This window comes from Janthinobacterium sp. SUN026 (assembly GCF_030397625.1).
In the GTDB taxonomy this organism is placed as follows: domain Bacteria; phylum Pseudomonadota; class Gammaproteobacteria; order Burkholderiales; family Burkholderiaceae_D; genus Janthinobacterium; species Janthinobacterium kumbetense.
Genome location: NZ_JAPQNU010000001.1, coordinates 387,830 through 401,751 on the forward strand (window position 1 = coordinate 387,830; position 13,922 = coordinate 401,751).

Sequence of the window (13,922 nt, forward strand, 5' to 3'; positions counted from 1 at the left end):
AGTCCAGGCGATTTCCTTACCGAGGCATGCATGAGCACACCTGATAGTCCACTGCAGTCCAAGCCGTTCGACAGCGAACCTTTGTCGTGGGTAATGGTGGAAATCCGCGAAGCGCTGGGCCGCTCGAAAACAGCTTTGTTCGAGGCGGGTGGCCGCGAGCGCGAGGAACGCGCCACGGCCCTGCAGCATGCGCGCTCGCATCTGCACCAGGCGCATGGCGCACTAGTGATGGTCGACGTGGCCGGCGCCAGCCTGCTGACGGACGGCGCGGAGCAGGCGCTTTCGCGCTTTCGCGACGGCAGCCTCGAATACACCCTGGACCATGCGCAAGTCGTCGCCGAACTGTATCAGGCCTTGACGGAATACCTGGAAGACCTGGTGGCCGGCACGCCGCCGCAGCCGACGCGCTTGTTCCCCTACTACCGTGACCTGCAAACCATGCTGGGCACCGAGCGCAGTCACCCGGCCGACCTGTTCTTTCCGCCGGCGTCGGTGCTGGAAGGGCATGCGATCGCGCTGGCGGACGCGCCCCCGGTAGCCGATTATCCGGCCTGGCGCGGACGCTTTGAAAAGTCCCTGCTGCCGTTCCTGAAGGCGCATGCTGACGCGGCGCGGCGTCAGCATGCGAGCGACTTGCACGCCACCCTGACGCTGGTGGCCGATGCGCAGCAGGAAGTGCCGGCGCGCACCTTCTGGTTCGCCATGCAGGCGTTTGCCGGGCTGGCGGCCAGCGGCGAGGGCATGGGTACGCTCAACGTCAAACAGTTGTTCGGCCTGATCAATCTGCAGTTGCGCCGCCTGGCGCAGGGCACGGCCAGCCTGCCCGAAGCGATGCTGCGCGACGCCCTGTTCTTCATTGCCGCCGCCACCGAACCGACGCCGGAGGCGCGCCAGCTGCGTGCCGCCTTCGCCTTGGACGGGCAAGTGCCCGCCGATCTGGAAACGCGGCGCTACGGCCAGGTCGACCAGGAGGCCCTGCAAGGCGCCCGCACGGCACTGGCGCAGGCGCGTGCCAGCTGGAGCCGCTTGGCGCAAGCCGACCTCGATCCTGCCCTGGGCACGGATTTTGACGCCTCGCTGCAACAGGTGGCCGCGCATGCGGAGTCCCTGAAGCAGCCGGCCCTGGCCAGCCTGTTGCGCGAATGCGCGGCCGTGGCGCGGCAAGCCGTGGCCAGCGGACGCAGTGCGGCCCTGGAAAATGAAATCGGCATGGCGCTGCTGTTTGCCGACACGGGCCTGGAGCAGGTGCGCCGCCTGCCCGACGATTTCGCCGGCAATGCGGAAACCATCGCCGCGCGTCTGCAGGCGCTGCTGGCTGGCGAAGCGCCGCCGCCCGTCACAGCGGGCGAGCTGTCGCGCCAGATCGAACAGGGGCAGACGGTGGCCGCGTTGGCCGAGGAAATGAAGACGGGCCTGCGCCAGGTGGAAAAGGTGATCAACGCGTATTACGCGGATGCAGCGGGGGCGAAGGCGGAGGCACTCGATGGCGTCGCGCCCTTGCTGGAGCAGTTGCAGCAGCAGTTGGCCGGGCTGGAACAGGAAGAGGCGCGCGCCGCCGTGCTGCAGGTCGATGCGGCCGTGCGGCAGCTGGCCGATGGCGACGCCAATGCGGACGCCAAGGCGGAGGCGCTCGACGAGATCGCACAAAATATCAGCGCGCTGGGATTTTTTGTCGATATGCTGGGCCGTAACGCGCAGGCGGCCAGCGGGCGTTTCCATTTCGACGCGGCCGCCGGCGCCTTCCGCGCCCTGCCATTTGAAAAAGTCGCCGCCGCCGGCGCCGTGCCCGTACCCTTGCTCGACCAGGCCCTGGCGCCCGCCGCGCCTGCCGGCATGGATGCCGTGCCGGCAGTGACCGATGTCAATGCGGAGATGCTCGACATTTTTATGGCCGAAGCGCGCGAAGTGCTGGCTTTTGTCGACACCACGCTGGCCCTGCCGCGCGAGCAGGCCGCCAGCGGCGACCACCTGGCCATGCTGCGCCGCTCGTTCCACACTCTGAAGGGCAGCAGCCGCATGATCGGCCTGGCGCAGTTTGCCGAAGCGGCCGGCGCCATCGAGCGCGTCATGAATACCTGGCTGGCCGAAGCGCGACCCGTCAGCGACGATCTGTTTACCCTGCTGAATTACGGCTGGTACCAGCTCAGCGAATGGGTGGCGGAACTGGAAGGCGGCGCAGGGCGAGAGCGCGAGGCCGGCATGCTGCTGGCGGCGGCCGAGCGCGTGCGCGAAGGCGGCCCGTTCGAATTGCGCAAGCCGCGCCCGGCCGCGCCCGTGGCCGGCAATGGCAATGTGATCGGACTTCCCCTGGCAACGGCGCCCGCGCTCCACGAAGCGCCGGACGATCACCTCAAGCACGTGGGCGAACTGCGTATCAGCCTTCCCTTGTACAACATCTACCTGGCCGAGACGGATGAATTGCTGCGCGTGCTCACGCGCGACTTCGGCGAATGGCGTCACGAGCAGCGCGCCGTCAGCGCGGAAGCGCTGCAAGCCGTGCATACCCTGGCGGGGACGTCGGGCACGGTCGGCTTCCAGTCCCTGCGCGACCTGGCGCACGCGCTCGAGACGGTGATCGAAACGGTGGTGCCGCCGCTGGCCGGCCTGCGCGCCGAACAGCACGATGTGCTGGAGCAGGCCACGCAGCGCGTCGGGCAAATGCTGCAGGCGTTTGCGCTGGGCGACCTGGCGCCAACGCAGCCGGACATGATCGAAGCGCTCAACACCCTGTGGCGCGCCCTGACGGCGGCGCCCGGCGAGAGCAAGGCAGAGCGGCTAGACGCCCTGTTTGCGGCCACTTACGCCAGCATCGTCGGCACACCGGCGCACCCTGCGGAAGCGCTGCCCGACGCGCTGGCCGAGGTCCCTGTGCCGCAGCTCGAGACCCTGTTCGAGGCGACGTATGCCAGCATCGTCGCCGACGCGCTGCAGCCGGCTGCTGCCGAAGTGCCTGCACCGGTGCCGACGCCGGTGCAGGACAGCGGCGCCAGCGACGACCTGTTCGACGCCGGTTTCGAACATGCGCCGCCATTGGAGCACGCGGCGCCGGAAGCGCCTGCGCCCGCCATCATGCCAGCCGATGCGTCCGCGCTGTTGGCGGCCAGCGCCGGCATCAGCGATGAACTTGACCTCGATTTATTGTCCGTTTTCCTGGAAGAGGGCGCCGACCTGCTGCCGCAGATCGGCGAAGCGCTGCGCAGCTGGCAGCAGCAGGCGCACGACAGCGGCCAGGCGCAGATGCTGTTGCGCACCCTGCATACGGTCAAGGGCAGCGCGCGCATGGCTGGCGCCATGCGCCTGGGCCAGCATGCGCATGAAATCGAGACGCATATTGAAAACATGCTGCATGCGGGCACCGCCACGCCGCAGGCTTTCGAGGAATTGCTGGCCCATTACGACCATGCGTTGCACCTGTTCGAGCAGTTGCAGCAGCCCTTGCTGCCCTTGCCGGGGATGGAAGACACGCCGGTCGCCGAACCGAAGGCGGCCCTGGTGCGCGTGCGCGCCGATATTCTCGACCGCCTGGTCAACCAGGCTGGCGAAGTGTCGATCACGCGCTCGAAGATGGAAAATGAAGTCGGCGTGCTGGGCGCCTCGCTGTCCGAGTTTTCCGATAACCTGGCGCGCTTGCGGCGCCAGCTACGCGAAGTAGAAATGCAGGCCGAATCGCAGATTGCCTCGCGCATGGCCGTCGGCAGCGAGCGCGATTTCGATCCGCTCGAATTCGACCGCTTTACGCGCTTGCAGGAACTCACGCGCATGATGGCCGAAAGCGTCAACGACGTGGCCTCCTTCCATGAAAACCTCAGCCACAGCGTCGACGCGGTGACGGACGACCTGGTGCTGCAGGCGCGGCTGACGCGCGAGCTGCAGCGCGACCTGATGCAGATCCGCATGGTGCCGTTTGCCAGCATCGCCGAACGCCTGTTCCGCGTGGCGCGGCAAAGCGCCAAGGAAGTCGACAAGCGCGTCAATCTCGACATCCGCGGCGGCGGCGTGGAAATCGACCGCAGCGTGCTCGAACGCATGGCTGCGCCGTTCGAACACCTGCTGCGTAACGCCATCGTGCACGGAGTCGAGCCGCGCGACGCGCGCCTGGTTGCGGGCAAGAGCGAAACGGGCGAGTTGCTGGTGCAGGTCAGTCAGCAGGGCAACGAAGTGGCGATCGCCTTTTCCGACGATGGCGCGGGGCTGGACCTGGAACGCATCCGCGCCAAGGCGCACGGCGCCGGCCTGGTGGCGACGGACGCGCCATTGACCGACGCGCAGGCGGCCGAGCTGATTTTCACACCCGGTTTTTCCACCGCCGACAGCCTGACGGAACTGGCTGGACGCGGTTTTGGCATGGACATCGTGCGCTCCGAAGCGCTGGCGCTGGGCGGGCGCGTGGAAACGCTGACGCAGGCGGGCCTGGGCATGCGCTTCACCATCCACCTGCCGCTGACCCTGGCCGTCACCCAGGTGGTGCTGCTGGCGGCGAACGGCAAGACGTATGCCTTGCCATCGGTGCTGGTGGAGCAGGTGCTGCACCTGAAAGGCGAGCAGCTGGAGCAGGTGCGGGCGGCCGGGCGCGTCGAGTCGCACGGGCAGTCGCTGGCGCTGCACCACCTGTCGGCCATGCTGGGCGAGACGCAGGCGGCGCAGGCCACGCAGCGCTATGCGCCCGTGCTGTTGCTGAGAAATGGCAATGACAGGCTGGCCTTGCAGGTCGATGACGTGCTGGGTAACCGCGAAGTCGTGGTCAAGCACGTGGGTCCGCAACTGGCGCGCATGCCGGGCATTGCCGGTGCCACGGTGCTGGGCACGGGCGACATCGTGCTGATCCTGAACCCCGTGGCGCTGGCGCAGCACCTCGAGCACCATCCGGAACTGCTGTCGCAATATGCGCTGGCCAGCCGCGAGCAGCATGCCGTTGCCAGCGCGCTGGCCGCGCCGGTCGTGTGCGTGATGGTGGTCGACGATTCGCTGACGGTGCGCCGCGTGATGCAGCGCCTGTTCGAGCGCGAAGGCTACCAGGTGCTGCTGGCCAAGGATGGCGTCGATGCGCTGGAGCAGTTGCATGCGCTGGAGCCGGCTGCCATGCCGGCCCTGCTGCTGGTCGACGTGGAGATGCCGCGCATGGATGGTTTTGACTTGACGCGCAATGTGCGCAGCGACGACAAGACGCGCGCCATCCCCGTCATCATGATCACTTCGCGCAGCGCCGACAAACACCGCGCACATGCGTTCGAGCTGGGCGTGAATGCGTATTTCGGCAAGCCGTTCCAGGAAGAGGAATTGCTGGCGGAAGTGGGGCGCTTGTTGACCGAATCTTGACCTACGCCACCACCTTCACCACGGCATAACGCTCCAGGGTCTCCTTGCGCGCCTCGTCGTGCTGTACCAGCGGTTCCGGATAGTCGCGTCCCAGCACGATGTTTTTTTGCTCGAGCAGCATGCGCGGCACCAGCCAGGGCGCGTGGATTTCCTTGTCGCCCAGCGCCTTCAGCTGCGGCAGGTAGCGGCGGATGAAGCGCCCGCTGGCATCGAATTTTTCCGATTGCGTGATCGGATTGAAGATGCGGAAGTAGGGCTGGGCGTCGCAGCCGGACGACGAAGCCCATTGCCAGCCGCCGTTGTTCGACGCCAGGTCGAAGTCATTGAGGTGCAGCGCGAAATACGCTTCGCCGCGGCGCCAGTCGATACCCAGGTCCTTGATCAGGAAGCAGGCCGTGACCATGCGCAGGCGGTTGTGCATATAGCCCGTCTGGTTCAGCTGCGCCATCGCCGCGTCCACCAGCGGATAGCCGGTGCGCCCCTCGCACCAGGCGGCAAAGGCGGCGTCGGCTTCGGGACCCGTTTCCCAGGCGATGGCGTCGTAGGCTGGCTTGAAGGCGCCGCCTTCCACGTGCGGGTTCTGGTACAAAATCATGGCGTAGAAATCGCGCCAGATCAGTTCGGCTAGCCACACGGGCGCGCCATCGCCGCCGCCGCCCCGGTCCATCAGGTCGACCACGGTGCGCACCAGGTAGCGCAGCGACACGGTGCCGAAGCGCAGATGCATGGACAGGTAGGACGGCCCCTTCAAGGCGGGAAAATCGCGCGCCACGCCGTAGCGGGCCACACGCGGCAGGAAATCCTCGAACAGCGTGCTGGCGCCCGACATACCGGTGGGAATGGCCAGCTCGGCCAGGTTGCTCGGTTCGAAATCCAGCTCGCCCAAGGTGGGCAGGGGCACCGGCGCGCCGGCGAGCGGCGGCGCCAGGCTGGCCGCATGCGGCTCGATAGCGAATGGTGCCAGGCAGGCGGGTTCCGCGCGCATTTTCTTCAGCCAGGCATTCTTGTACGGCGTGTAGACGGTATACGGCTTGGCCGAGAGCGTCAGCACTTCGTCCTTTTCAAAGATCACCTGGTCCTTGAAACTGAACCACAGGCGCGTGTCGCGCGTGAGCGCGGCGGCCACCGTGGCGTCGCGCGCGATGGCTTGCGGTTCGTAGTCGTGGTTGGCAAAGACGGCGTCGGCGTTCAATTCGGCGGCCAGGCGCGGGATGGCCTCGGCCGCGTCCGCGTGCAGCACGATCAGGTCGCCGCCCAGCTGGCGCAGCTCGCCAGCCAGCTCGGCCACGCTGGCATGGATGAAGTCGACCCGCCGGTCGCGGCGCGGCAGGGCCGCCAGGATGGCGGTGTCGTACACGAAGACGCAATGCACGGCCTGGCTCTGGCGCAGGGCGTGATGCAGTGCAGCATGATCAAACGCGCGCAGATCGCGCCGGAACCACACCAGGGAAGTCTTGATTGTCATTATTTCGCGTGTTCAGGGTCAAAGATAGGCCATTTTTTGCCGCCAACGGGGCTTTATCGCCGCTCGGGTCGCGCCTTTGGCGTCGCTGCTGCGGCAATTCAGTGTAAACTACCGGGTATGTTCGTGGTGCTTTATGTGCGACAGCGATTTTGCAATCAATTTTACAATTGGCATTGAAATGCGCTTGCAGGGAAAGCGACGTTTCCTATCAAGCAAGTCACTCAGCGTGCAGGATGTCGCCGCATGGCACAGCGAATTGATAACTAATTTATAACATAACAAGAATAGCGCCTGGCAACACGGTTCCCGCCGCCCAGCATTCGCGGCAGGAGGTGCCAGGCGTACGATAGCGGGGTAAGCGAGACTTGCCAGCAAGCCCACAGAGAGAGCATCGCGTATGAAAAAGAGTAAAATCGACCAGACTCTACCAGGACATCGTTTGATGCAGGGTGTGGGAGAGCCGGCCGCGACCGGTTCCTCCACCCTGAATCTGGCCAACCATTTCCTCATTGCGATGCCGGCCATGCAAGATCCGATCTTCGGCGGCACGGTCGTGTACGTGTGTGAACATAATGAAAACGGCGTGCTGGGCGTCGTCATCAACAAGCCCACCGACATGACCATGGAAGTGCTGTTCGACCGCATCGACCTGAAACTGGCGGCCGGCAGCGACACGCCCATCATCAACGAACCGATCATGTTCGGCGGCCCCGTGCAGGACGACCGCGGCTTCGTGCTGCATACGCCGGGCGCGCGCTATTCCTCGTCGCTGACGGTGACCGATGAAGTGGCGTTTACCACCTCGATCGACGTGCTCGAAGCCGTCGCCAAGGGCGATGGCCCCGAGCGCATGCTGGTCTCGATCGGCTACTCGGGCTGGAGTCCGGGCCAGCTGGAAGACGAGATCGGCCGCAACGGCTGGCTGACGGTGGGCGCCTCGGCCGACATCCTGTTCGATTTCCCCATCGAGCAGCGCTACGTGGCGGCCATCAAATTGCTGGGTATCGATCCGCTCATGCTCGCCAGCGAGGCTGGCCACGCATGAGCGGCGACGCCATCGACACCATCCTCGCCTTCGATTTCGGCTTGAAACGCATCGGTGTGGCCATCGGCAATACCATGATTTGCCAGGCCAAGCCGCTCAGCGTGATCACGGCCACGGCGAATGAGCCGAAGTTTGCCGCCATCGATAGCCTGATCAGGGAGTGGGGCGCGAGCCGCATCGTGGTGGGTTTACCCAGCCATCCCGATGGCACGGAACACGAAATGAGCGCGCGCTGCCGCCGTTTCGCCAACCAGGTGCACGGCCGCTTCAACCTGCCGGTGGAACTGGTCGACGAGCGTTATTCATCGGCCGTCATCGCCGCCAAGCGCGGTGAAGTCATCGATGACCGCGCCGCCGCCATCATCCTGCAACAGTATTTCGACGCGAATTATTAATCTGACCTTTGACCCATTCCTGAATGATCAAGAACCCTATGCCGCATCCTACGAATCCTTCCCAACTCGACGCCGAGGCCCTGTACGCGGTCTTGCTGCAACAGGTGCAGAGCGGCCTGGCGGGCATCCCCAACGTGGCCATCGTCGGCATCCATTCGGGCGGCGCCTGGCTGGCTGAACGCCTGGCGCGCGACCTGAACCTGCTCGACCGCCTGGGCGTGCTCGATGTCTCGTTCTACCGCGACGACTTCGCCCAGAAGGGCCTGCATGCCGACGTCAAGCCGACGCAAATCAGCTTTGACGTGGCCGGCGCCACCATCCTGCTGGTCGACGATGTGCTGTACACGGGCCGCACCACGCGCGCGGCCATCAACGAATTGTTCGACTATGGCCGCCCGGCCAAGATCATGCTGGCCGCCCTGGTCGACCGCGGCGAACGCCAGTTGCCTGTGGCCGCCGATTTCGTGGCCGCCTTCACAGCCGTGCCGCCGGGCCAGGCCCTGGTCCTGAAGCAAGCCGACGATGGAAAATTCACGCTCACCATAGATACCCACCATGCTTAATCCGCAACTGAATAAACACGGCGAACTGCAACATCTGCTGACGATTGAAGGCTTGCCGAAGTCTATCGTCAACCACATCCTCGATACCGCTTCCTCGTTCGTCGGCATTTCCGACCGCGATGTGAAAAAGGTGCCGCTGATGCGCGGCAAGAGCGTTTTCAACCTGTTCTTTGAAAACTCCACGCGCACCCGCACCACCTTCGAGATCGCGTCAAAAAGGCTGTCGGCCGACGTCATCAACCTGAACATCCAGGCGTCGTCGGCCAGCAAGGGCGAGTCCCTGCTCGACACCATCGACAACCTGTCGGCCATGCATGCCGACATGTTCGTCGTGCGCCATGCGCAGTCGGGCGCGCCCTACCTGATCGCCAAGCACCTGATCGACACGAAGCAGCCGCACGTCCACGTGGTCAACGCGGGCGACGGGCGCCATGCGCATCCGACCCAGGGCTTGCTCGACATGTACACGATTCGCCACTACAAGAAGGATTTCACCAACCTGACGGTGGCCATCGTGGGCGATATCCTGCATAGCCGCGTGGCCCGTTCCGACATCCACGCGCTGACCACCCTGGGCGTGCCGGAAGTGCGCGCCATTGGCCCGCACACCCTGCTGCCGGGCGGCCTGGAACAGATGGGTGTGCGCACCTTCACCAACATGGATGAAGGCCTCAAAGGCGTGGACGTGATCATCATGCTGCGCCTGCAGAATGAACGCATGAGCGGTGCGCTGCTGCCGTCGGCGCAGGAATATTTCAAGAGCTATGGCTTGACGCCCGAGCGCCTGGCGCTGGCGAAACCGGACGCCATCGTCATGCATCCGGGCCCGATGAACCGCGGCGTGGAGATCGATTCGGCTGTGGCCGACGGTCCGCAGGCGGTGATCCTGCCGCAGGTGACGTTCGGTATCGCCGTGCGCATGGCGGTGATGAGTATTTTGGCTGGTAATCAGGGCTGATAGCCCAAGGACGAGTAAGCGAGCATGACGACACTACATATCAAGAATGGCCACCTGATCGACCCTGCCAACGGCATCGATGGCTTGCAAGACCTGTTTATCGCCGACGGCAAGGTGCTGGCCGTGGGCAGCGCCCCGGCCGGTTTCACCGCCGACACCACCTTTGACGCGGCCGGCCTGGTGGTTTCCCCCGGCCTGGTCGACCTGTCCGCGCGCCTGCGCGAGCCGGGCTACGAATACAAGGCAACGCTGGAATCGGAGTTGCAGGCAGCCCTTCAGGGCGGCGTCACGAGCCTGGTCTGCCCGCCCGACACCGATCCCGTGCTCGACGAGCCGGGTCTGGTGGAAATGCTGAAATACCGCGCCAAGACGCAGAACAAGGCGCACGTGCATCCGCTGGGCGCACTGACCATGGGCTTGAAGGGCAAGTCGCTGACGGAGATGGCCGAATTGACGGAAGCGGGCTGTATCGGCTTTGCGCAGGCGGAAGAGCCGATCGAAGACACCACCGTGCTGCTGCGTGCGATGCAGTACGCGAACACCTTCGGCTACACGGTCTGGCTGCGCCCGCAAGACCCGCACATCGGCCGCGGCGGCATCGCCCACAGCGGCCCGCTGGCATCGCGCCTGGGCCTGTCCGGCGTGCCCGTGATGTCCGAAACCATCGCGCTGCACACGATCTTTGAGCTGATGCGCGCCAGCCGCGCGCGCGTGCACCTGTGCCGCATTTCGTCGGCGGCGGGCCTGGAACTGATCCGCGCGGCCAAGGCCGAAGGCTTGCCTGTCACCTGCGACGTGGGCGTGCACCATGTGCACCTGACGGACGCCGATATCGGTTTCTTCGACCCGAACGCGAGGGTCACGCCACCGTTCCGCAGTCAGCGCGACCGCGATGCGATCCGCGCCGGCTTGCTCGACGGTACGGTCGACGCCATGTGCTCGGACCATACGCCCGTCGACGACGATGAGAAACTGCTGCCGTTCGGCGAAGCGTCGCCCGGCGCCACTGGCCTCGAACTGCTGCTGTCGCTGGCCCTGAAATGGGCCGACGACTATGCGCTGGCGCAACCGCAGGCGGGCGCCCGTCCGCTGGCGCGCGCCGTAGCCAAGGTCACGTCCGATGCGGCCCGTGTCGCCGGCATCCCTGCCGGCAGCCTGGCCGTGGGCGAAGCTGCCGACATCTGCGTCTTCGACCCCGCCGCGCGCTGGACCGTGTCGTCGGCGTCGCTGGCCAGCCAGGGCAAGCACACGCCTTTCCTCGGCTATGAGCTGAGCGGCATCGTCAAGGCGACCATCGTCGCCGGACAGGTGGCGTTTCAGCGTTAAAAAATCAGATCCGTGGACCGGGGCACGCTGCCCCGGCATCCCTTGTCTGCTCCCGGATTTCGGTTCTGGTTTATTTGTTGGTGTGATTTGAAACTTCTGCTTACCTACCGCCTCGCGCGCATCGCCATTCACCTGAGCTGCGGCATGGCCAAGAGCGCCGTGCTCTTTCCCTGGCTGGACCTGGAGGGCCGCAACCGGCGCATCCGCCGCTGGTCGACGCAGCTGCTCGACATCTGCGGCGTGCACGTGGCGCAGCCGGCGGACAGCGTGCCGGCGCTCGACCATGCGATGGTGGTGGCGAACCACGTGTCGTGGCTCGATATCTTCGTCATCAATGCCGTGCACCCCTGCCGTTTCGTCGCCAAGGCGGAAATCCGCGCCTGGCCCATCCTGGGCTGGCTGGCGGGGCGCGCCGGCACCATCTTCATTTCGCGCGGCAGCAAGCGCGATTTGCGCCTGATCTTCCAGGGCCTAGTGGATAAATTGACGGCGGGCGAGCGCATCGCGTTCTTCCCCGAAGGCACGACCGCCGCGCAGGGACAGATACTGCCGTTTCACGCCAACCTGTTCGAGGCGGCCATCGATGCGCAAGTGCCGGTGCAGCCGTTCGCGCTCGTGTATGTGGATGACAAGGGAGCACTGCACCACGCCGTCGACTTTATCGGCGAGATGAGTTTTGCGCAAAGCATGGTGGCAATCCTGAGCGGCCCGCCCATCACGGCGCGCCTGACTTGTCTGGGACCAGTGGCGACGCTCGATGCGCACCGGCGCGAACTGGCGACGGCAACGCAGGCGGCGGTGGCCGCCGCGCTGCCGCTGGAAAAGACCGTCTAGTTTTTGACGTGCAGCCAGTGCGCATGCGCTGCGCGTGCCAGGTAGTCGAGGATAAATCCAAGTATGCCGATCAGTACGATGGCGGCCATCAGCTCCGAATACGCGAGGCGGTCGCGCGTATCGAGGATGAAGTAACCGAGACCGGCCGACACGCCAAGCATTTCCGCCGGTACCAGCACGATCCAGATGATGCCGATGGCCAGGCGCACGCCCGTCAGGATGTCGGCCGTGATGCCCGGCAAAATCACTTTAAACACGATCTCGCTGCGCGTGGCCGATAGGCTGCGCGCCAGCAGCAGCCAGTTCGGGTCGAGCCGCGCCACGCCGGCCGCCGTATTGAGCAAAATCGGCCAGACTGCCGCAAACGCCAGCAGGAAGTACACGGGCGCGTCGCCGACGCCCAGCACCATCACGGCGATCGGCATCCACGACAGCGGCGAAATCATGCGCAGCAGCTGGAACAGCGGCATGGCGGCGCCGGAAAAGCTCTTCGACATGGCCACCAGCACGCCCAGCGGCACGCCGATGACGATCGCCAGTCCCAGGCCCACGGCCACCCGTTGCAGGCTCAATACCACGTGCAGCCAGATATCCGCACCGCCCACCATCTCCTTGAATGCCAGCGCCGTGGGCAAGGGCGCGAAGGCGGTGGCGATGGGCGTGGATTTCTCCAGCGCCGTCACGCCCATGGACCACAGCAGCAAGGCACAGGCCAGCCCCACCAGGGGCAGGCCGAACTTCGTGAACAACTTGCTTGCCATCGTCAGACCGCCACGGTTTCGCTGCGCAGCAGGTTGGCCGGCAAGCCGAAGGCGGCCGGGCCGCCGACTGCCGTGATGGCCTTGCGCACGAAGCGGTCATCGACCAGGTCGCGCGCGGCGAACTTCGGATCGAGGTTGGCCAGGAAGCGCGTATCGCCTTCGACCTTGGTACGGCCGATGGCGCGCACCAGTTCTTCCGTGTACGAGGCAAACGGATACGGCTGGAAGTCGATGCGGCGCTGCTGCCAGTTCTTGTGCACGATCAGGCCCTGCTTTTCATAGCCGGCGTAATCGGTGGTGGCCAGCACTTTGGTCAGTACTTGCAGCGGATGCGGCGTGTAGCGGTGCTCGCCCACGTTCGACAGCAGCTTGGCCGTGTCGACCTGGTTCGAGCGCGTCCACAGCTGGGCCTTGACGATGGCGTTGGTGACCTTCTGCGCCCATTCGGGGCGCGTATTGATGTCTCGCTCGGAAAGGAAGGTGACGCAGCATGCATGGTTTTTCCACACGTCGCCCGAGAAGCGCAGGATCTTGCCGATGCCGGCGTTTTCCGCCGCCGCGTTGAACGGTTCGGCCACGATGTAACCGGCGATGGACTTGCTTGCCAGTGCCGAGACCATTTCGGCCGGCGCCAGCACGATCAGGTTGACTTCATTCGGTTTGATGGCCGCATTGCGCGCCCGCGTGACCGGGGTCAGGCCATTCGAGGACAGGATCTGCTGCAGCAGGATGTTGTGGATCGAGTACCAGAACGGGATGGCGACCGTGCGTCCGCCCAGGTCGGAGACCTTGTTGATCTCGTTGGCCACCGTCAGCGCGGAACCGTTGACGTGGTTCCAGGCGACGACTTTCGCGGGGAACTTGGCGCCGTAGCGCACCCACAGGGTGGCTGGCGACAGCAAATGGATGACGTTGACCTGGCCGGCGACAAACGCTTCGATGATCTGCGCCCAGCTGCGGAACAAACGCGGCGTCTCGGCCTGCAAGCCTTCCGCTTCGAACAGCTTGCGCGCGTGGGCGACCAGCAGCGGGGTGGCGTCGGTAATCGGCAGGTAGCCGATTTTCACGGGCTGGTCGTCGCCTTTCGGGCCTTGTTGGGCCATGGCGTCACCGGCGAACAGCAGGGGAGAAGCCACGCTGGCCGTGGCCAGGGCCGACATGCGCAGGAAGTCGCGCCGCGTCAGGCCGCAGTCGCAATCGGACGAGGCGCAGATATGCAGGGGTTTGTTTTGATCTTCGAATGTCATGGGAAAGTTCCG

At 65.2% G+C, this 13,922-nt stretch carries 10 protein-coding genes; 7 read left to right on the forward strand and 3 right to left on the reverse strand.

The genetic code is table 11. The features are described 5' to 3' along the window. Window positions 1–30: 30 nt before the first annotated feature. A complete protein-coding gene (locus OX459_RS01840) occupies window positions 31–5,316 on the forward strand; it encodes an Hpt domain-containing protein (protein ID WP_289903531.1) in 5,286 nt (1,761 codons plus the stop codon). Window position 5,317: 1 nt separating this feature from the next. Here OX459_RS01840 and OX459_RS01845 read toward each other — a convergent pair whose 3' ends face one another. Then, window positions 5,318–6,781 (reverse strand): deoxyribodipyrimidine photo-lyase, encoded by a 1,464-nt coding sequence (locus OX459_RS01845; protein ID WP_289903534.1) that lies wholly within the window; start codon window positions 6,779–6,781, stop codon window positions 5,318–5,320. A gap of 442 nt (window positions 6,782–7,223) precedes the next feature. On the opposite strand from OX459_RS01845, the gene OX459_RS01850 reads away from it, so the two are divergent. The 6 genes from OX459_RS01850 (at window position 7,224) to OX459_RS01875 (ending at window position 11,902) form a co-directional block, all read left to right on the forward strand. After that, on the forward strand, window positions 7,224–7,826 hold the full coding sequence (locus OX459_RS01850; protein WP_034746689.1) for a YqgE/AlgH family protein: 603 nt from the start codon (window positions 7,224–7,226) through the stop codon (window positions 7,824–7,826). Beyond that, the gene (gene ruvX / locus OX459_RS01855; protein ID WP_230492103.1) at window positions 7,823–8,221 is read left to right on the forward strand and encodes a Holliday junction resolvase RuvX; all 399 of its coding nucleotides are present in this window, start codon (window positions 7,823–7,825) and stop codon (window positions 8,219–8,221) included. Before OX459_RS01850 ends, ruvX begins: the two co-directional genes overlap by 4 nt. Window positions 8,222–8,259: 38 nt before the next feature. After that, the gene (gene pyrR, locus OX459_RS01860; RefSeq protein ID WP_034780225.1) at window positions 8,260–8,784 is read left to right on the forward strand and encodes a bifunctional pyr operon transcriptional regulator/uracil phosphoribosyltransferase PyrR; all 525 of its coding nucleotides are present in this window, start codon (window positions 8,260–8,262) and stop codon (window positions 8,782–8,784) included. Continuing rightward, on the forward strand, window positions 8,777–9,742 hold the full coding sequence (locus OX459_RS01865; RefSeq protein WP_034746695.1) for an aspartate carbamoyltransferase catalytic subunit: 966 nt from the start codon (window positions 8,777–8,779) through the stop codon (window positions 9,740–9,742). The genes pyrR and OX459_RS01865 overlap by 8 nt, the downstream gene beginning before the upstream one ends. 24 nt (window positions 9,743–9,766) lie before the next feature. Further along, window positions 9,767–11,068: a dihydroorotase gene (locus OX459_RS01870; protein ID WP_289903539.1), complete on the forward strand. Its 1,302-nt coding sequence runs from the start codon at window positions 9,767–9,769 to the stop codon at window positions 11,066–11,068. A gap of 87 nt (window positions 11,069–11,155) precedes the next feature. Then, window positions 11,156–11,902 (forward strand): lysophospholipid acyltransferase family protein, encoded by a 747-nt coding sequence (locus OX459_RS01875; RefSeq protein ID WP_289903540.1) that lies wholly within the window; start codon window positions 11,156–11,158, stop codon window positions 11,900–11,902. On the opposite strand, the gene OX459_RS01880 is transcribed toward OX459_RS01875, so the two are convergent. Continuing rightward, window positions 11,899–12,663: an ABC transporter permease gene (locus OX459_RS01880; protein WP_289903541.1), complete on the reverse strand. Its 765-nt coding sequence runs from the start codon at window positions 12,661–12,663 to the stop codon at window positions 11,899–11,901. The two genes, OX459_RS01875 and OX459_RS01880, sit on opposite strands and share 4 nt — an antisense overlap. Window positions 12,664–12,665: 2 nt before the next feature. Next, entirely contained in the window at window positions 12,666–13,910 is a 1,245-nt protein-coding gene (locus OX459_RS01885) for an ABC transporter substrate-binding protein (RefSeq protein WP_230538868.1), read from the reverse strand. Window positions 13,911–13,922 lie beyond the last annotated feature (12 nt).